This is a genomic window from Aeromonas taiwanensis (assembly GCF_000820165.1).
Lineage (GTDB): Bacteria > Pseudomonadota > Gammaproteobacteria > Enterobacterales > Aeromonadaceae > Aeromonas > Aeromonas taiwanensis.
This window is the reverse complement of the sequence record NZ_CDDD01000091.1, coordinates 26,687-46,542: the sequence shown is the minus strand read 5'-3', so window position 1 is coordinate 46,542 and position 19,856 is coordinate 26,687. Positions and strand designations below refer to the sequence as shown.

Annotated in this window: 14 protein-coding genes; 7 read left to right on the top strand and 7 right to left on the bottom strand. The window is 62.0% G+C overall.

Annotation, left to right across the window (positions count from 1 at the left end):
- Nucleotides 1–6: 6 nt before the first annotated feature.
- The 4 genes from BN1136_RS15835 to BN1136_RS15820 are packed head-to-tail and all read right to left on the bottom strand — an operon-like array spanning nt 7 to nt 3,565.
- Nucleotides 7–783 (bottom strand): ABC transporter permease, encoded by a 777-nt coding sequence (locus BN1136_RS15835; protein WP_043762558.1) that lies wholly within the window; start codon nt 781–783, stop codon nt 7–9.
- Nucleotides 776–1,675 (bottom strand): ABC transporter permease, encoded by a 900-nt coding sequence (locus BN1136_RS15830; RefSeq protein ID WP_043762560.1) that lies wholly within the window; start codon nt 1,673–1,675, stop codon nt 776–778. Before BN1136_RS15830 ends, BN1136_RS15835 begins: the two co-directional genes overlap by 8 nt.
- Complete coding sequence (locus BN1136_RS15825) at nt 1,675–2,508, bottom strand: alkaline phosphatase family protein (RefSeq protein WP_043762562.1); 834 nt, start codon at nt 2,506–2,508, stop codon at nt 1,675–1,677. The genes BN1136_RS15830 and BN1136_RS15825 overlap by 1 nt, the downstream gene beginning before the upstream one ends.
- Before the next feature lie 10 nt (nt 2,509–2,518).
- On the bottom strand, nt 2,519–3,565 hold the full coding sequence (locus BN1136_RS15820; protein WP_043762564.1) for an ABC transporter substrate-binding protein: 1,047 nt from the start codon (nt 3,563–3,565) through the stop codon (nt 2,519–2,521).
- 232 nt (nt 3,566–3,797) lie between these two features.
- Between BN1136_RS15820 and BN1136_RS15815 the strand changes: the two genes are divergently transcribed.
- On the top strand, nt 3,798–4,568 hold the full coding sequence (locus BN1136_RS15815; RefSeq protein WP_043762566.1) for a UTRA domain-containing protein: 771 nt from the start codon (nt 3,798–3,800) through the stop codon (nt 4,566–4,568).
- A 221-nt stretch (nt 4,569–4,789) separates the two neighbouring features.
- Here BN1136_RS15815 and BN1136_RS15810 read toward each other — a convergent pair whose 3' ends face one another.
- Nucleotides 4,790–5,554: a helix-turn-helix domain-containing protein gene (locus BN1136_RS15810; RefSeq protein ID WP_043762568.1), complete on the bottom strand. Its 765-nt coding sequence runs from the start codon at nt 5,552–5,554 to the stop codon at nt 4,790–4,792.
- A 442-nt stretch (nt 5,555–5,996) separates the two neighbouring features.
- Nucleotides 5,997–6,911 carry a LysR family transcriptional regulator gene (locus BN1136_RS15805; protein ID WP_043762570.1) on the bottom strand — a complete coding sequence of 305 codons (915 nt, stop codon included), beginning with the start codon at nt 6,909–6,911 and terminating at the stop codon, nt 5,997–5,999.
- Nucleotides 6,912–7,169: 258 nt separating this feature from the next.
- On the opposite strand from BN1136_RS15805, the gene BN1136_RS15800 reads away from it, so the two are divergent.
- The 6 genes from BN1136_RS15800 (at nt 7,170) to recD (ending at nt 17,966) form a co-directional block, all read left to right on the top strand.
- Nucleotides 7,170–7,502: a hypothetical protein gene (locus BN1136_RS15800; protein WP_043762572.1), complete on the top strand. Its 333-nt coding sequence runs from the start codon at nt 7,170–7,172 to the stop codon at nt 7,500–7,502.
- Nucleotides 7,503–7,532: 30 nt separating this feature from the next.
- The gene (locus BN1136_RS15795) at nt 7,533–8,219 is read left to right on the top strand and encodes a pirin family protein (RefSeq protein WP_043762577.1); all 687 of its coding nucleotides are present in this window, start codon (nt 7,533–7,535) and stop codon (nt 8,217–8,219) included.
- 83 nt (nt 8,220–8,302) lie between these two features.
- On the top strand, nt 8,303–8,695 hold the full coding sequence (locus tag BN1136_RS15790) for a DoxX family protein (protein WP_043808887.1): 393 nt from the start codon (nt 8,303–8,305) through the stop codon (nt 8,693–8,695).
- 228 nt (nt 8,696–8,923) lie between these two features.
- Complete coding sequence (gene recC / locus BN1136_RS15785; RefSeq protein WP_043762583.1) at nt 8,924–12,301, top strand: exodeoxyribonuclease V subunit gamma; 3,378 nt, start codon at nt 8,924–8,926, stop codon at nt 12,299–12,301.
- 2 nt (nt 12,302–12,303) lie between these two features.
- Nucleotides 12,304–15,909, top strand: coding sequence for an exodeoxyribonuclease V subunit beta (gene recB / locus BN1136_RS15780; protein WP_043808885.1), 3,606 nt, complete (start codon nt 12,304–12,306; stop codon nt 15,907–15,909).
- Nucleotides 15,906–17,966: an exodeoxyribonuclease V subunit alpha gene (gene recD / locus BN1136_RS15775; protein ID WP_043808883.1), complete on the top strand. Its 2,061-nt coding sequence runs from the start codon at nt 15,906–15,908 to the stop codon at nt 17,964–17,966. The genes recB and recD overlap by 4 nt, the downstream gene beginning before the upstream one ends.
- Nucleotides 17,967–18,074: 108 nt before the next feature.
- Here the strand turns inward: recD and BN1136_RS20000 are convergent, their stop codons facing one another.
- The gene (locus BN1136_RS20000; RefSeq protein ID WP_081843836.1) at nt 18,075–19,847 is read right to left on the bottom strand and encodes an AIPR family protein; all 1,773 of its coding nucleotides are present in this window, start codon (nt 19,845–19,847) and stop codon (nt 18,075–18,077) included.
- Between the last annotated feature and the right edge of the window lie 9 nt (nt 19,848–19,856).

The following is a 19,856-nucleotide window of genomic DNA, read 5'->3' as shown; positions in this document are numbered from 1 at the left end:
CTTGATTCACCGATGAAATCTGTTCGCCGCCCAGGTGAGCAGCAGGGTCAGCAGGAAGTAGCTCATCACCAGTGCGCTGGTGAAGTGGCCCGAGGTCGAACGCATGTTGTAGAGGTAGACCTGCAGGGTCTCGTAACGGGTGCCTACCAGCATGTTGGCGAACACGAACTCGCCGAGCAGGAAGGAGAGCGACAGAAACAGCGCCGCCAGCAGTCCCTTGCGCAGGCAGGGGATCACCACCAGCAGAAAGGCGCGGCCGCTGCTCGCCCCCAGCAGGTGGGCGGCATCCATCAGATCCCTGAGCGGCACCCCCTGCAGGCTGTTGGCCAGCGCCCGGTACATGAAGGGGAGCACCACGGTGAACCAGGTGCCCACCAGGATCCACGGCGTGCCGATGATGGGCAGGACGCCGTCGGCGTAGATCTGCAGCAGGCCCACCGAGGAGACCACGGGCGGCACCGCGAAGGGGAGCAGGATCAACAGGTTCATCCAGGGATCCAGCCTGGGGAAGTAGTAGGCCACCACCAGCACGGTGGGCACCAGCACCAGGGTCCCCAGCAGCAGGGTGGCGAAGCAGACCAGGAGGCTGCGGCCAAAGGCCGCGAGAAAGCGCGGGTCGCCCCAGAGCTGGCGATACCAGTCGAGGGTAAAGCCGTCCGGCAGCAGGGTGGCCCCCCAGCGGGTGGAGATGGAGTAGAGAAAGGTGGCCAGCAGCGGCAACAGCAGGGTGGCCACCAGGGCCCCCAGCACCCAGCGCGGCCAGCCAGGTTTCAGGTCATGCATGGGTTTGCCCCCTGTTCACGTAGCTCTTTTTCAGCAGCCACTGGTTGGTGGCCGTCACTACTCCCAGCAGCACCATCAGGATCACCGCCAGCGCCGCCGCCATGTTCGGCTCGAGGAAGATGTCGCCGGAGACCAGGCTGGCCACCCGGATGGTCACCAGGTTGAAGTTGCCGGTGGTGAGGGCATAGGCGGAGGCATAGGCCCCCACCGCGTTGGCGAACAGGATGATCAGGGTGCCGAGCAGGGCGGGGGTGAGCACCGGCAGCGCCACGTGCCAGACATATTGGCTCTTGCTCGCCCCCAGCAGGGCGGCGGCCTGGGGCCACTCATCCTGCAGCGCATCGAACGCCGGATAGAGCAGCAGCAGGGCGAGCGGGATCTGGAAGTAGGTGTAGATGAGGATGAGACCGGTGCCGGAGTAGAGGTTGAAGCCGTCGATGAGGCCCCAGGATTTCAGCAGCAGGGTCACGGCGCCATTGATGCCGAGAATGATGATGAAGGCGAAGGCCAGCGGCACGCCGCTGAAATTGCCGGTCATGGTGACAAAGGCCAGCAGCAGCCGTTTCACCCGCTCGCCACTGTGGCGCAGCGCCGCCGCCCCGAGCGTGCCGATGGCGAGCCCCGCCAGGCTGGCGATACCGGCGATGCGCAAGGAGTTGCCGAACGATTGCAGGTAGAAGGGAGAGCTCAAAATCTCCCGGTAGTAGTCGAGGCCCCAACCGTCCGGAGTCTGAAAACTGCCCACCAGCACCCACACCATGGGAGCGAGCTGGAACAGGATCATCAGGAGAACGAACGGCAGCAGCACCAGGGCGGGCAGCCAGTGGCGACGCAGCCGGCGCCGGGTGACGGTTGGTTGATCCGCCAGGATCTCGGTGGGGGCGGGAATCATCAGTGTACCTCCGGCAGGTTGCCGGCCTTGAGCAGCGGGGGGGCAGCTGGCTTGTCGTGGGGAACCCCCAGCAGGTCGGCCATCAGGGCGCAGAGCTGGGTCTGCTGCATGGTGGGGCCGGCCGGCCACTGGGCCACAAACGCATCGCCAAACAGCCAGAGCGGCACGGTGCGCTCCTCCGGCAGAGTGCCTCCATGGCTGAGATCCTCGTTCATGCCGTGATCCGAGGTGATCACCACCTGATAACCCTGTGCCAGCCACTGGGGCAGCAGGTCGGCCAGCAGGCTGTCCATCCGGCGCGCCTGATTGCGGTACTGACGGGAGTCGAGGCCGAACTGATGACCCGCGTTGTCCACCCCCATCGGGTGGATCAGGAGAAAATCGGGGTCGTACTGGCTGCGCAGCCACTCGCCATCCATCAGCAGGTGGCTGTCGGGGTAACCGTCATCCCAGTAGAAACAGCCGTGCTGGATGGGCAGTCGCTCGTCATGGGTGAAGCGATCCCGCGCCGCTTGCCAGGGGCTCTGGTTGTAGAGCTCGCTCACCCAGTGATAGGCCGCCGCTGCGGTGCGTTTGCCGCCCGCCCGGGCCAGATGGAAGATGGACTCCTGCCGACTGAGACGGCTCACCCCGTTGTGGGTGATGCCGCTCTCCACCGGCGTCGCCCCGGTCAGGATGCACTCGTAGAGGGGCCGGGAGAGGGAGGGGAGGGCACAGCTCAGGGTGGCCTGCAACCCTTGTCCCGCCTCCACCATGCCCGCGAGGTAGCCCATGCAATGGGCTACCTCGGCAGAGAGGCCATCCACAAGTACCACTATCACCTTGTGTTGCACTGGCCGCTCCTTACTGCATGTTGAGCATGACGGTTTCCTGCCACTGGCGCGGCAGGGCCTTGGAGCTCTGCTCCCAGGCGGCGTGATCCTGCACCGGCTTGGCATTGGCGTACTGCTCGGCCGGCAGCAGCTTGGCCTTGACGTCATCCGGCAGGGTCACGTTGCTGCGGATGGGGCGGGCGTAGCCGCGCGCCAGGTTGATCTGGCCGGCGTCGGAGAGGATGTATTCCCGCGCCAGCTTGGCGGCGTTGGGGTTCTTGGCCCACTTGTTGATGATGGTGGTGTAGCCGGCGATGACGGAACCGTCGCTCGGGATCACCACATCAAATTTCTTGGGGTCGATCTGGTCGCGGTAGTTGAGGGCGTTGAAGTCCCACAGCACACCCACTTCCACTTCGCCCTTCTCGATGTTGGCGATGGTGGGGTCGTTCAGCGACAGACGGCCCTGCTGGGCCAGCTTGCCGAACAGCTCCAGCGCGGGCTTGAGGTTCTTCTCGCTGCCGCCGGTGGCATAGGCCGCCGCCAGCACGCCGTTGTTGGCCTGGGAGGCGACACCCACGTCACCCAGGGTCACCTTGTAGTTGCCGCCCAGCAGGGATTGCCAGCTGGTGGGAGCGGCCTTGACCAGATCCTTGTTGATCAGGAAGGCGATGGTGCCGGTATAGGCCAGCATCCAGTGACCGTCCGCGTCCTTGGCCCAGTTCGGAATGTCGGCCCAGGTGGAGGGCTTGTAGGGCTGGGTGACGCCCTGCTGGACCGCGACCGGGCCGAAGGCGCCGCCCACGTCACCGATGTCGGCGGTGGCGTTGCCCTTCTCGGCGGCGAACTTGGCGATCTCCTGGGCCGAGCTCATGTCGGTATCCTGGTGCTTGATGCCGTAGATGCTGCCGAGCTGCTGCCAGGTATCCTTCCAGTTGGCCCAGCTGTCCGGCATGCCGACGCTGCTGAGCTGGCCTTCGCCGCGAGCGGCCTTCTCCAGATCCGCGATATTTTCGGCTGCAAAAAGTGGTTGGCTGATGGCCACCAGGGCCAGTGCACTTGCGATCACGCTTCTCATCATCCCATCCCTCTGGACTAGGTCAGTTAAGGTTCGAGAGGGATGCTAGAGCGCGAATATGACGGTGACGGGGCGCTTTGATGGCAATTTGATGACAATCGCCCTGTCACGTCCCTGTCATCCGCCCGGAGTACAACTCGGGGCCAAGGGGCACTGGCCTACTCCAGCCCGCCACCACAGAACAGACGACAGGGACAAGCGCGTGACAGAGCCGGAATTGAACGAACCGGGCATGGCCGACGGCCGTGGCCCCTCCAAGTGCGAGCGGATCTGCCGGATCCTGCGCCGCTACATCGGCAGCGGCCAGTTGGCGGCCGGGCAGCAGCTGCCCGCCGAGCGGGCCCTGAGCGAGCGCTTCGCCACCACCCGCATCACCATCAAGGAGGCGCTCTCCAGCCTGGAGGCGGACGGCCTCATCTACCGGGCCGAGCGGCGCGGCTGGTTCGTGGCGCCTCCTCGCCTCACCTATGATCCCGCCATCCATACCCATTTCCACCAGTGGATCGGCGAGCAGCAGCGCGTCGCCGAGACCCGGGTGCTGGCCCACGGAGGTCAGCTTGCCAGCAGTGACCTGTGTCATCGCATGGGGCTGGCCCCCTTCACTCCGCTCTATGAGATCCGGCGCCTGCGCCTTATCGATGGCCGTCCCGTCCTGCACGTCAGCCACCACCTGTTGGCCAGCCGCTTCCCCGACATTGCGAATGCCCCTCTGGCCAGTTCCCTCACCGAGCTCTATCGGGATCGCTATGGCATAGGCCAGGGCAGCTCGAGTCTGGAGATCACCCCCTCGGCGGCCCGGGGAGAAATAGCCCGCGCCCTCAATCTGGCACAGGGAAGTGCCGTGCTGCGGCTGGTGCGGGTCAACTACGACGAGCGGGGAGGGCTGGTGGATTGCGACATCGAGCACTGGCGCCCGGATGCCATCCGCATCTGCCTGGATACCCGCGCTTTGTCGCCCGCCTTCGAGAGACCATCGCAGAACCTGGTCCCGGATCGGGGGTGAGTTGGTGAACACTGGCGGCCAAGGCGGCCATCCCGCATCTGCCTGGATACCCGCGCTTTGCCGACCGCCTTCGAGAAACCATTGAAGAACCTGGTTGTGGATGAACGGTGAGTGGGTGAACGGGGCGGGCAGCGGGGGATTCATCAGGTCATGGGGATCGCCTGAACTGACGGGCAACCCGGGGAGGGAAAGAGGCGCGGATCCCGCGGGATCCGCCGGGATCAGTTGTCGATATTGGGGATCAGATCGTCGAAGCTCTGGTAGCCGCAGTCCGCCAGCTGCAGGGACATGGTGTAGGTCTTGCTCCCTTCCCGCTGGCCGATGGCGGGGCGGTTGAGCTTGAGCTCCTGATGCCAGTACTCCTTCATGCGATCGATGAGGGCCATGGCCTCGGTCTCGTCCAGATGGAGCTGGCACAGCGCCATGTAGTTGTTGGGCCTGTGCATGTTCTCCACCAGATAGTCCCCCAGCACCGACATCGCCTGGCGCGCCTGCTGGCGGGCGAAGCGGCTGTGCTGCTCGAAGCTGATCCGCTCGCTGATGAGGAAGTGGTAGCTGTTGTCGATGCCAAGCTGCAGGATGCCGAGCTTCTCCAGCTTGCGCAGGTAGAGATAGCAGGAGGCATCGGTCAGGCCGTACTCCCGCTTGAGATCGATCAGGGTCTTGTCGCGCCAGAAGATGTTGGCGAGGAAGGCATAGAGCCCCGGCTCCTTGTGAAACGCCTCGTCCTGCTCCTGGGTGAAGACGGCGCGCCGGCTCTGGGCGTCCTGGGTGCGATCCAGCAGCTCCTCGAAGGAGAGTCCCACCAGGTGACAGATCTCCAGCAGGGTGTCGAACGGCAGGGAGGGCTTGTTCATCATCCGCTTCACGGTGGCGATGGACACTCCCATGGCCTCCGCCAGGGTCTGATAGCGGATCCCCTTGTCGGTCAGGGTCTTCTTCAGGGTGTCGAGAATGTGGTTGGCCAGGGTCTGGCTGTAGGTCATGCAACTATTCCTTTATCTGCATTTTTAGTCGTGTCAGAAAATGCGTTGTTTGTCGGTATCGGGCTCAATTTTTGATACCTAGAAAAACCAGAGGAGAATAACCCGGTGATGATGGCTGAAATGGCCTGACCAGTTATGGTGCAAGGTGGCAGAAAGTGACACCTGGTGGTGCATATCCTTCAACCTTTCAACATTTTGCTGGTGATGCATATTACAAAGCACATAATTCAACACGAATCGGATTCAATACCTTCCTGGTTGAGAAAACGATTGTTTGCTTCCAATTTAAGGGTTTTTTAACCGAAAGGTTTTATTCTTTCCTGGCATTGAGCGGAACTCGCAAGAGGTCCGCTTTTTTTCTTTTCCTAGAATCTGAGCCCGTCGTCAAGACAAGGGCTCAGTTTCGGTACTTCCTGCGCCACCGTCCCCACGCGACAGCCATTTATTCCCCCTTGCAGGGAAACAGCTTGGGGATCTCCCGTACCAGCCAGCTCTTGGCCTTGCCCATGGTGTCGCGCCGCCAGGCCAGCGCGACCTGGATCTGGTGGCGATACTCGGGGCTGATCACCTTGAGTCGTCCCGCCTCGATGTCTTCTTCAATCCAGCTCAGCGGCATGGTGCCGACCCCGATCCCCGCCAGCAGGGCATCGCGCTTCTCCCCCATGGTGCTGACGGTCAGGCGCGGCTGCTTGTCGAGCAGGCGATAGGTGAGCACCGGCTTGCGCAGCGCCGTGTCGGCCACCGCGATGGCCCGGTAGCGGCGCAGGGTCTCGTCCGCCAGGGGCTCGGGCTCCTGGTGCAGGGGGTGATCCGGGTGGGCGACATAGAGCATCACCTCCTCCTGCAGCACCTGATGCTTGACGCCTGTCATCATGATGTCGGGGTTGAGGGAGGAGATGAGCAGATCGGCCCGGCCATCTTCCAGACACTCCCAGCTGCCCGCCAGCACCTCGGCCCGCAGCCTGAGCCGGGTATCGGTCAGCTCGGCCAGCCGCTCCACCAGCGGGTAGAGCGCCTGCAGCGGGACCAGGGCATCGACGGCGATGGTGATGTCGGTCTCCCAGCCCCGGGAGAGGGCCCGGGTCTCGCCCACCAGATGTTCGGCCGCCTCCAGCAGTACCCGGCCCCGCTCCAGCAGCATGCGGCCCGCCGGGGTGAACTTGGTCCTGTGGCCGCTGCGGTCGAACAGCATGGCGTCCAGCTCGTCTTCCAGCTTCTGCACCGTGTAGCTCAGTGCCGAGGGCACCTTGCCCAGCTCGTCGGCCGCCGCCGCGAAGCTGCCCCGGCGATCGATGGCATCCAGCACCCGGATCGCCTCCAGGGTCAGCGCCCGCTCCTTGTTTGATTCCTTGGCCATATCAAACCTTCAATTTTTTTGAATATGTTTACCAGATTATCTCGCTAACAACTTAGGGGAAGTCACTTTAATATTCAATCAACGCTTAGGCAGGAAGGCCAAGCGACCAAATAAAAGGTAGTTCCGGGCTGAGACATCCCCCAAACACGATGTCTGATGTCAGCAAAAGAACAACATAGTATTTGAATGATCTCTTGCATGGATGCATTGATTCTGGCCCGCAGGGCCTTGGCAATGACATAAAAACCAAGAGAGTGAATGAACATGAAAAACGTAATCAAGATGCTGGCCGTTGCAGGCCTGATGACCGCAGGTGTAGCCCAGGCTTCCGTACCGGCCGACTTCAGCGCCGCCCCGGGCGTGCTGTTCGTCAACTGGAGCGCCACCGCTGCGATGGACGGCAAGGCCAACCCCATGCTGGAGGTGCGCGACGAGTCCGGTGATCTGCTGGCTTCCGTCCACGCCAACCTGATGGGCACCCAGCAGGTCGCCATCCCGAGCCGCACCCAGGGCAACCTGACCGTGAGCCTGGGCAACGAAAGCAGCAGCTACCGCATCCCGTTCGGTCTGGGTGACGGCCGCCAGCGTTAATGAACCACTTTGGTCAGTGAGGAGAACACCATGATGAAATTGAGAGCCGCAGAAGCACGGGGCAAGGCCAACTTCGGCTGGCTGGACGCCCGTCACAGCTTCTCCTTCGGTCACTACTATGACCCGGAGTGGATGGGGCACTCTGCCCTGCGGGTCATCAATCAGGATCTGGTGGCGCCGGGTGGCGGATTCGCGACCCATCCTCACGCCAACATGGAGATCCTCACCTGCGTGCTGAGCGGCACCATAGAGCACAGGGACAGCCTCGGCCATGCCGAGCAGATCCCGGCGGGGGATTTCCAGCTGATGAGCGCAGGGTCCGGCATCCGGCACAGCGAGTACAACCCCTCGCAGACCGAGCCGCTCTCCCTGTTGCAGATCTGGATCGAGCCGAACGAACACGGCACCACACCCGGATATCAGCAGAAGAAGATTGAGACCAGACCCGGCATGACGCTGGTGGCGTCACCGGATGGCGAGGATGGATCCTTCAGGATCCGCCAGCAGGCTCGCGTCTGGCGCTTGCAGCTCCCCGAGGGGGAATCCCTCGAATGGGCATTGCAAGGACGTCATGGTTACCTGCATATGATTTCAGGGGAGCTGACTGGCAACGGTCTGGCTGCCCGACCCGGCGACGGGCTGCTCAGCCGCGACGAGCCGACCTGGGTACTCACGGCCTCCAGGGGGAGTGAAGCCCTGCTGTTTGATCTGCCTTGATAGATAATTCTTGGCAAAATTAATGAGTTAACAATTAGCTCTTACACTGTAAATACCATGATGGTAAGCAAAGGAATCGAACGATGGACAAGATGAAAGATGTGGCACTGCTGGTAGGTCGCGTACTGCTGGCACTGATGTTTGTGGTGGCGGGCTGGGGCAAGATCGGCGGTTACGCCGGCACCCAGGGCTATATGGAAGCCATGGGCGTGCCCGGTTTCATCCTGCCGCTGGTGATCCTGCTGGAGCTGGGTGGTGGCCTCGCCATCATGCTGGGCCTGTTTACCCGCAGCCTCTCCGTGCTGATGGCCGGTTTCACCCTGATGGCGGCCTTCATCTTCCACTATCAGCCGGCCGAACAGATGCAGATGCTGATGTTCATGAAGAACGTCTCCGTGGCCGGTGGTTTCCTGGCCCTGGCGGCAGCCGGTGCCGGCGCCTTCAGCCTGGATGCCCGCCTCGGCAAGAACTGGTAATACCCGCAGTTTCAAGTTTTCCAACGCCTTTTGGCCGGTGCAACAGCACCGGCTTTTTTATGCCCGCCACCTGCGCCTCTTTGCCCTTCGTGATGACGACGTGATCGGCGGCAACAAGTGCCTTTTGCATCTTCCCCCCCGATCCCCGACAATCCCGATTCTTGTTGAAGTGGCGGGAATCCCTGGAATTTTCCCGCGCTCACCCCTTTGCATCGGCGGGAGTTGCTCATGTTCACCCTCTACCACTCCAATCAGCTGGATCTGCTCAAAGAGTTGCTGGTGAGCCGCATCCGGCAGGCGCCTCTCTCTCACCCTTTCGAGCGGGAACAGATCCTGGTGCAGAGCCCCGGCATGGCCCAGTGGCTCAAGCTGGAGCTGGCCAAGGCCTTCGGCATCGCCGCCAATATCGACTTTCCCCTGCCCGCCAGCTTTATCTGGGAAATGTTTACGCGGGTGCTGGCGGACGTGCCACGCCAGAGTCCCTACAACAAGGGTTCCATGAGCTGGCAGCTGATGACCATCTTGCCCGCCCTGCTCGACCGCCCCGCCTTTGCACCGCTGGCTGCCTATCTGGGGAGTGGGGAAGACGTGGATCCTGCCCAGGATCCCGCCAAGGCGCCGGAACAGGTACGGCTGTGGCAGCTCTGCCAGAAGGTAGCGGATCTGTTCGACCAGTATCTGGTCTATCGGCCGGACTGGATTGCCCGCTGGGAACAGGGGGAAGGACTTGTCGGAACAGGGAGCCAGGAGCTGGCCGGAGTAAGCGGCCAGGATTGGCAGCCCGAGCTGTGGCGCGAGCTGGTGGCCCGCACCCTGGCGCTCGCTCCCAGCGGCTACCATCGCGCCAACCTCTACGAGGAGTTTATCCACGAGCTGGAGCGCACAGCCGAGCTGCCGGGCACGCTGCCCCGTCGGGTCTTCGTGTTCGGCATCTCGGCGCTGCCGCCGCGCTACGTGGAGGCGCTGCTGGCCCTCGGCAGCCGGGATGAGGTGGAGGTGCATTTGTTCGTCACCAACCCCTGCCGCTACTACTGGGGGGATCTGCTCGATCGCAAGACCCTGGCGCGCCTCGAAAACAAGCTCAAGCCGGGTACCGATCTCGACACCCTGCAGGGCCCCGCCAACCCGCTGCTCGCCTCCATGGGCAAGCTGGGGCGCGACTACCTGCACCAGCTGATGGAGCTGGAGGTGCCGCAAATCGAGGCCTTCGTCGATATCGACGACACCAGCTTGCTGCGCGCCATCCAGAAGGATGTGCTGGAGCTGGCCGAACGGGGGGCCGGTCAGTTCGATCTCGACAGCAGCCATCACAAGAGCCCCATAGAACCGGCCGATGGATCCCTGCAGATCCACGCCTGTCACGGCCCGATGCGGGAGCTCGAGGTGCTGCACGACCGGCTGCTGGCGCTGTTCGAGCAAGACTCCACCCTCACCCCGAAAGACGTGGTGGTGATGATGCCGGATGTAAACAGCTACGGCCCCTATATCCAGGCGGTGTTCGGGGCGAGAGGCCAGATCCCCTTCGCGGTGTCGGATCGGGCGGCCAGTCAGGAGAGCCCGCTGCTGCAGAGCTTCCTCGCCCTGCTCAGACTCCCCAACGCCCGGCTGGGAGCCGGCGAGCTGCTCGCCATCCTCGAGGTGCCCGCCGTGCTGCGCCGCTTCGAGCTCGATGACGACGAGTTCAACCAGTTGCGGCGCTGGGTGCAGGAGACCGGTATCCGCTGGGGGCTGGATGACGGCTATCCCGAGCGCTTCGATCTGCCGCGCCTCTCTGGCAACAGCTGGCTGTTCGGCCTGCGCCGCATGCTGCTCGGTTTTGCCATGGGGGACGGCGAGCCGGTGGCAGGGATCCTGCCCTATGCCGATATCGAGGGGCAGCAGGGGCTGGCCCTCGGCAAGCTCGCCTGGTTCGTCGACTCCCTGGCGGAATTTCTGCCCCGCCTGCAACAGGCGCAGTCGCTGCCCGAGTGGATCGCCTGCCTCAACGAACTGCTGGAGCGCTTCTATCAGGCCGACGAGGATGAAGAGCGCCAGCTGCAGCTTATTCGCAGCCAGCTGGCGGACTGGCTCGTCCAGCTCGGCGAGGCCCGCTTCGAGCAACCCATCAGCGCGGATCTGCTACAGGACTATCTTGGCAGCGTGCTGGGGGAATCACGCTCCAGCCAGCGCTTCCTCGCCGGTCAGGTCAACTTCTGCACCCTGATGCCGATGCGCTCCATCCCCTTCCGGCAGGTCTGTCTGCTCGGCATGAACGACGGCGTCTACCCGCGCACCCTGCCCCCCATGGGGTTCGACCTGATGGCGGTGGCCGGCCGGCGCGGGGATCGTTCCCGTCGTGACGACGACCGCTACCTCTTCCTCGAGGCGCTGCTCAGCGCCCAGCAGGGGCTCTATATCAGCTATCAGGGTTTCAGTGCCCAGGACAACAGCGAGAAGGTGCCCTCCGTGCTGCTGGCCGAACTCATCGACTATGTGCGCCAGGGCTTCGTGCTGGCGGGGGATGAGGGCCTCGATGACGAGACGTCCGGCAAGCGGCTGCTCGAGCACCTGATCGTCGAACACCCGCTCACCCCCTACAGCCGCAGCTACTTCTATCCGGAGGCGGATTCCGGTCTCTTCACCTATGCCGCCGACTGGCTGCCGGCCCTGAGCCCGCAGCGCGGTGCCGCCAACTTCCAGAGCGGCGAGTTGCCGCTGCCACCCGAATGGGGCAAGGATCAGGGGCTGGAGCTGGCGGAGCTGCTGCGCTTCTATCGCCAGCCCGCCAAGTATTTCCTCAACCGCCGCCTCAAGGTGTGGTTCGAGCTGGACGAGGCCGAGATAGAGGACAGCGAACCGTTCGAGTTGGACGGCCTGCAGCACTACCAGCTCAAGGCGCTGCTGCTCGATGCCCATCTGGCAGAGGGGGAGAGCCCGGAGCGAAGCGATAGCGTGAGCACGCGTCGCCAGCGCCTGCAGCTCTCCGGCCTGCTGCCCCAGGGCTGGTTCGGCAGCCTGCTGCTGGATGATCTGGATGCCGAGATGGGCAAGCTGGCGGCGCGCCTGCGTCCCTGGGTGGCGGTCAATGAGGCGGACAAACAGGCGGTGGAGATCGATATCTCCCTGACCCAGGGCCAGTTGCAGGGGTGGATCGACACCCAGAAGGGGCGTTTGCTGGTAATCAAACCGGGCAGCTTCAACGGCAAGGATCTGCTGCTGGGCTGGATCCAGCACCTTTGCCTCTCCCTGAGCGGCGCCCCCGGCGACACCCTGCTGTTCGACGCCAAGCAGAGCCTGCGCCTGGCCAGGCTCCCGGCAGACGAAGCCCGCCCCAGACTGGCGGCCCTGGTCGCCCTCTGGACCCAGGGGATGAAGCGGCCGCTGCCGTTTTTCCCGAGCACCGCCTGGGAGTGGATCAAGGAGATCGAGAAGGATCCGGAGAAACCGGAGGCGGCCGACAAGGCGGCCCTCGCCCGCTTCAACGGCGGCTACATGGTGACGGGGGAGGGGCAGGACGTCTATGTCGCCCGCTGCTTCCCGGAACTCGATGACGAGGTGCTGGCCCAGCTGCAGGCGCTGGCCCGGGAACACCTGACCCCGCTGCTGACCACCATGGAGATGATGTAATCATGGTTAACCCGCTCAATACCCTGCGTTTTCCCCTCCATGGCGAGCGGCTGATCGAGGCCTCTGCCGGCACCGGCAAGACCTACACCATCGCCGGCCTCTATCTGCGCCTCTTGCTGGGTCACGGTCCGCTCATCGAAGAAGGCGAAGACGCCGGCCAGCCCAGCGCTCACGAGCGGCCCCTGTCGGTGACCGAGATCCTGGTGGTGACCTTTACCGAGGCGGCCACTGCCGAGCTGCGCGGGCGGATCCGTGGCCGCATCCACGAGGCGCGCCTCGCCTTTATGCGTGGTGAGAGCAAGGACGCCTTGCTGGCCCAACTGCTGGCGGAGGTGGAGGATCACGCACTGGCGGCCCGCCGCCTGCTGGCCGCCGAGCGGCAGATGGACGAGGCGGCCGTCTTCACCATCCACGGCTTCTGCCAGCGGATGCTGAAACAGAACGCCTTCGAGTCAGGTGCCCTCTTCGAAACCGAATTTCTCACCGACGACAGCCAGCTCAGGCTGCAGGCGGTGAGCGACTACTGGCGATCCGAGTTCTATCCGGTGGATAAAACCCTGGCGAGCGCCGTGCGCGCGCTCTGGCCAAGCCCCGCCGCCCTGCTGCGGGAGATGAACGGCTGGCTCGACAACAGCGAGCTGGAGATGCGCCCGCCGGTGGGGGACGAGAGCCTGGCGGCCCGCCATCAGGCGGCCATGGCCCGTATCGAGGCGGTGAAAGCGGCCTGGCTGGCGCAGGTGGACGAGATCCGCCGCCAGACCGATGGCCATATCAGCCGCTACACCGGCAAGAACTACGAGGGGTGGCTCGCCAAGATAGCCGACTGGGCGCAAGATGAGGCCAGCGGCTATGCGATTCCCAAGGAGCTGGAGCGCTTCGGCCAGACGGTGCTGGAGGCGAACCTCAAGAAGGGGGGCGAGCTGCCCACCCTGCCGCTGTTCAGCGAGATCGACGCGCTGCTGGCGAGCCGTCCCGGCATCCGCGATCTTATCCTGCAGCGGGCCGCCGTGGTGGTGCGCAGCCGGATGCAGGCCAGCAAGCGGCAGGCCCATCAGCTCTCGTTCGACGATCTGCTCAAAGACCTTGACGGGGCGCTGGGCTCCAGCCTGGGCGAGCGGCTCTGCGAGCGCATTCGTGCCACCTACCGGGTCGCCATGATCGATGAATTCCAGGATACCGACCCCCAGCAGTACCGCATCTTCCATCGGCTGTACAGCGGCCTCCAGGACACGGCGCTATTGATGATCGGTGACCCCAAGCAGGCCATCTATGGCTTTCGCGGCGCCGACATCTTCACCTACATTCAGGCGCGGCGAAATGTGAGCGCCCACTACACCCTGGGGCGCAACTGGCGCTCCAGCGGCGCTTTGGTGGCCGCGGTCAACGGCCTGTTCGAGCGGGCCAAAGATCCCTTTATCTACGAGGCGGACATCCCCTTCCTGCCGGTGGAGGCGCAGGGCAAGAGCAAGGCGCTACTGCTGGAGGGTGAAACCGCCCCCGTGCTGCACTGCTGGCAGCTAAGCGGCCAGCCCATCTTCAACCGGGGGGACTACCAGAGCAAGATGGCCCGCGCCACGGCGGCGGAGATCCACCGCCTGCTGACCCTGGCCCGGGAGGGCAAGGCGCTGATCGGCGAGACACCGGTCAAGGCCGGGGATATCGCCGTGCTGGTGCGCACCGGCGCCGAGGGCAAGCTGGTGCAGCAGGAGCTGGCACGGCTCGCCATCGCCTCGGTTTATCTGTCGAATCGCGAGAGCGTGCTGGAGCAGGTGGAGGCGCGGGAGATCCTGCTCATTCTGCACGCCTGCCAGAACCCGAGCGAGGAGAGAAGTTTGCGGGCTGCCCTCGCCACCGGCCTGTTCGATCTCGACGCCAAGGCCCTCGACGAGCTTGCCAGTGACGAGCGGGCCTGGGAGAGCGCGGTGCAGGAGTTTATGGAGTACCGAAAGGTCTGGCACAAGCGCGGCGTGCTGGCCATGCTGCGGGCCCTGCTGCACCGGCGCAATCTCGCCGCATCGCTTTTGGCGAGCCCCTACGGCGAGCGGCGGCTGACCAACTTCCTCCATCTGGGGGAGCTCTTGCAGCAGGTGAGCAGCGAGCTGGACGGCGAATACGCCCTGCTGCGCTGGCTGGGGGAGGCGGTGAACCGCCAGAGCGGCCAGGATGCGGAGCAGATACTTCGCCTGGAGTCCGAGCGAAAACTGGTGCAGATCGTCACCATCCACAAATCCAAGGGGCTGGAGTACCCGCTGGTGTTCCTCCCCTTTATCTGCAGCCACCGCAGCGCCGATACCCCCCTCTATCACGAGGCCGATGAGGCGGGCAATCGCACCATCCTCGATCTCACCGGCGCCGAGGATTCTCTCGCAGAGGCCGACAAGGAGCGCCTCGCCGAGGATCTGCGCCTGCTCTACGTGGCGCTGACCCGGGGCGTCTACGCCACCTGGCTGGGGCTGGCGCCGGTGCGCTCCGGCAACGGCAAGTCGGAGAAGACTGACCTGCACCAGACCGCCATCGGCTACCTGCTGCAAAAGGGCGAAGAGGGGAACGCCGCGACCCTGGCCACCGCCCTCAGTGAACTTGCCCAGGCGCTGCCAGGGGTAGCCGTCGGTGAGCCCTCGCTCACCCGCCCGGCTCCGCTGCCACCAGAAGAGGAGCAACTGGGCGAGCCCCAGGTGCGCCGCTTTGGCGGCACCCTTGAGCGGGACTGGTGGATCAGCTCCTACTCCGGGCTGGCGGCCCAGGGCCACGGTCACAGCAAGGGGGTGCTGGCCAATCCCGGCTTCGATGACGAGGTGGTCACCGAGGCGGCCGCGCTGGCTGCCGAAGAGCCAGTGCAGGCGCCCCAGCCCTCCATCTTCACCTTCCCGAAGGGGGCGCGCCCCGGCACCCTGCTGCACAGCCTGTTCGAGACCATCGACTTTGAGAGTGCCGCAGGCGACTCGCTGGCACAGCATATCGCCACCCTGCTGGCGCAAGATGGCTTCGACGAGAGCTGGGCCCAAGTGCTGCAACAGCAGGTGGAGGCGGTACTGGATACGCCGCTTGAAACGGGCTTTGGCGAGTCGGTGCGGCTGCGGGATCTGGCCCCCGAGCGCAAGCAGGTGGAGCTGGAGTTCTTCCTGCCCATGGGGCGGGTGACGGCGCCGGCGCTGACCGCGCTCTGCCAGCAGCACGACCCGCTGTCGCGGGGCAACAAGCCCCTCAGCTTTGCCACCGTGCAGGGGATGCTCAAGGGCTTTATCGACCTGGTGTTCGAGTGGCAGGGGCGCTGGTATCTGCTCGACTACAAATCCAACCACCTCGGCATGAGCCCGGTCGACTACAGCCGGCCGGCGCTGGAGCAGGCCATGGTGGAGCATCGCTACGATCTGCAATACCAGCTTTACTCCCTGGCGCTGCACCGGCTGCTTTCCCTGCGTCTGCCGGGTTACGACTTCGATCAGCACTTTGGCGGCGTCTTCTATCTGTTCCTGCGCGGCATGCCACAGGGGGGGATCTTCCATACCCGCCCCAGCCGCGAGCTGGTGCAGGGGCTGGATCGGCTGTTTAGCGAGGGGGCTACGCCCGCCCTCGCACAAGTTTCGGATAACGGGGTAGAAGCATGAAGCGCGCAATGATGATCGAACGGCTCAAGGCCCTGGCGCTGGCGGGGCGCATCCGCCAGCTGGATCTGCAATTTGCCAAGCTGGTGGCCGATCTGGGCGGCGGCCCCGAGCTGGTGCTGGGGGCGGCGCTCGCCTGCTTCGAACTGGGGCGCGGCCATGTCTGTCTGCCGCTTGAAATGTTGACGGCCGGATCCCTGCGCCCGTTCGGGCTGGATCCGGATCAGGGCCGGGATCTGCTGGCCGATCTGGCGGATCCGGCGAGCTGGCCCGCCCTGTTTGCGGCAAGTCCCCTCGTTGGTTGTGAACAAAGAGCTGGCTCCGAACAGGATGAGGGGCAAACCCCGCGCTGGCCGCTGCGGCTCTGGCACGGCCGTCTCTACCTCACCCGTTACCACGATCACGAGCAAGGGGTGGCCCGCCATCTGCGTGCGTTAAGCGAGAGGGCCGAATGGCCCGAGATTGCCCCGGCCCTGTCGCGCCTCTTTGCCCGCGACTATGGCCTGGTGTTCGGGGCCCTGCTCAAGGCCCGCCTCGCCCCCGACTTCTCGGCCCGCCACTTTATCGAGAAGTACCTGGATCTGGTGTTCCCAAGCGAGGTGGAGTGGCCCGCCATCGAAGGGCTGCTGGCCAGCGCCCAGGCTGCAAACGACCTGAGCAAACTGGATGCGCTGGTGCCCGAGTCGCTCTGCTGCAACGGCCAGAAGCTGGCGGCGGCCACCGCCGCGGCGCGCCCCTTTGCGGTCATTTCCGGCGGCCCCGGCACCGGCAAGACCACCACGGTCGCCAAGCTGCTGGCCATTCTGGTGGAGACCGGTCTGCAAGCGGGCAAGGCCCCGGCGATCCGGCTGGTGGCCCCCACCGGCAAGGCGGCGGCGCGTCTGACCGAGAGTATCGGCGCTGCCCTGCAGGCGCTGGACTTGCCCCCCGAGTGGGTGGAAGCCATCCCCACCGAGGCGGGCACCTTGCACCGGCTGCTCGGGGTGATCCCGGGGCGCAGCCAGTTCCGCCATCACAAAGGCAACCCGCTGCACCTCGACCTGCTGGTGGTGGATGAGGCCTCCATGGTCGATCTGCCGATGATGGCGCGCCTGCTCGATGCGCTGCCGAGCCACGCTCGCCTGATCCTGCTCGGCGACAAGGATCAGCTCGCCTCGGTGGAGGCGGGGGCCGTGCTCGGCGATATCTGCAGCTTTATCGAACAGGGCATCAGCCCCGCCCAGGCGGATTGGCTCTCCCGCCAGACCGGCTACCGCTTGCGGGGCACGCCTGCTGGGGCCCCGGTGCGTGACAGCCTCTGTTTGCTCTCCAAAAGCTGGCGCTTCGATCAGTATTCGGGCATAGGCCAGCTGGCGCGCGCCTGCAACGGCGGCGATGCGGCGGCGGTGGAGGCTGTCTGGGGCATGGGTTTTACGGATATCAGCCTGCACCCCTGGGCGGGGGAGGCCTACGACGCCCTGATTGCCCAGGGGGTAGCCGGTTACGGCAGCTATCTGAAGGCGGCCCGCGCGGGGGAGGAGCCCGCCGCCGTATTCAAGGCATTCAACGGCTTCCAGATCCTCTGCGCCCTGCGCGACGGCCCGTTCGGGGTCGAGGGGCTCAACGAGCGGCTCGAACTGGCCCTGTCACGGGCGGGGCTGATTGCCCGCGATGGTGACTGGTATGCGGGTCGCCCGGTGATGGTGGTGCGCAACGATCACGGGGTCGGCCTCTACAACGGCGATATGGGGCTCTGCCTGCCCGATGAAAGCGGGCGGCTCAAGGTCTGGTTCGAGCAGCCGGACGGCACCCTGCGGGCCCTGTTGCCCAGCCGGCTGCCGCCCCACGAGACCGTCTATGCCATGACCATCCACAAATCCCAGGGCTCGGAGTTTGCCCATACCGTGCTGGTACTGCCCGACAGCCCCAGCCCGTTGCTGACCCGCGAGCTGGTCTATACCGGCATCACCCGCGCCAAGGCCCGCCTCGATCTCTACGGCGATCGCGCCCTGCTGGCACAGGCGGTCAGGAAAAAGACCGAGCGTTATTCAGGATTGGCACAGAGGTTGGGGGGGATTTAAATTTACGGCAAATTAATATACATCAATATTACTCTGCCTTTAGTAATAATTAATCATGTCAGGAAGTGTTATCTGGCTCCTTTATAGGAAAGGAGCCAGATTTCAATGTTATGTATAAGAGATATTGTTTCTAAAACTGGAGAACCATTCTTCGTGTTGGTCTTCGAATGTTCCCATATCTTGTGCAAAAGCCCGAATCTGGCTGTCTATAATATCTTTTTTGGATAATCTTCCATCTGCTGCCGGACCTAGTGTTATGTGTCTAGATGTAACCCTGATTACAATGGCCTTCCATAACTCGATGCAGCCTTGTCGATTTAACTCTTTATTAAAACCAATGGTATAAAAATTAGGTATTCGTTGCCCACATATATCTTCCATAATCGATGATACTGCCTTGACGACGAGGAAGGGGGCTCCAGGTTTTATCAGAAATGCGAGTTTTTCTTTGTTTCTATCTGTTAATGTCCCATCTCGCATCTCTTCTCTTAATTCCTCCCTATGCTTAATTATAGCTTCATAAAGGGTATAGACAAAAAAGATATGTTTGGCTGTAATTGAGTCATTAAATGCATCGGCATATAACTGTGCCGAATCCCAGATATTACTCTTCTCATGGTAGCTATCTCTCGGATGTCCATGGAAGGCTAGTAGTACTTGGGCAACGGAGTCTGCGGGCATTAATTTTCTTTTTTCATCAGGCGTTAGCTCTTTTCTTAGCCCTCCCATGTATACAGCATCCGGGATTCTATTGAACTCAATTCGCAGTCTTTTTTGTATTTGGTCGCCAGACCTAAAATCTGATGAAATCACTTTATTTTGAGAATTATTGGCTTTTGTTATTGCGCCAATTCGCTTGTTGGTACTTGTTTTCACAAAGCGAACACCTACTTTTAGTGTCTCGCTAATTATACCATCTGCATTGGATATACAGCCGGTTGTCTGGGCGCCATTTACAATTGAAATACCCTTTATACCACGCAATATACCAAGGACATTATTGCCATCAAACTTATCTATATATAAATCATGTACAAGTGCGGTGATTCCATTATTTAGAACAAAGAAATCGTCAGCATCACTCTTGACACTTTCAACTATTTGGCCATTTATATACTTATCTTTTTTGTTTGCTCCTAAATATGAGCGCACATTAGCACTAAATAGTTTATCCTCTGTGTATTTATCATAGAGTCCTTTTAATTTCGAGCCTTGTATACTTGTGGAGAATGATGTCCAGTCTCCACTTTTTGTTTCAATAAACCCAGGCAGACCTTCATCAAATATTATGTCATCAGTAATGATGATTGGTTGCTGCTTCGTACTGTATAATTCATCCAGACTTTCTAAGCCAAGTTGTTTAGTAACAATGTGAAATCTCTTACCAGGGTATTTGTCATTTAAACTAGAATTTATAGAATCTGAAATTCCTTTAAGTGGACGTTCACAATCAATAGTTTCTGGGCAGTTATGTAAGAACCAAATATAGATGTTTTCTATCAACCCTTCCTCAAGAGCATCTCTCGCATCCTGTACTTGGTATCTTATTCTTGCTGGTATATCAGTTATGTTTTTATTTAATAATACAACGGTCGCGTAGGCTACATCACTAGCTTTATTAGGCTTGGCTCCTTCTTGCCTGAAGGCTTCAGAAAAATAAGATTGAATTATAAGTATTGATTTTCGCTCCCTGTCTACATATAAAATATCAATTTTTTCATCGTCAGGTCCTTCTGTTATTGCATCTTGTATATTTGTATGGATATCGTCTGTTCCAGTAAATAGCTCAATAGCATAAATAGCTCCTTTTAACTTGCCATATACCTCAAGGTCAGACCGCTCTGATAATGAAGTCATAAACTGACTGTTACTAAAGTCCATGTATGTCAC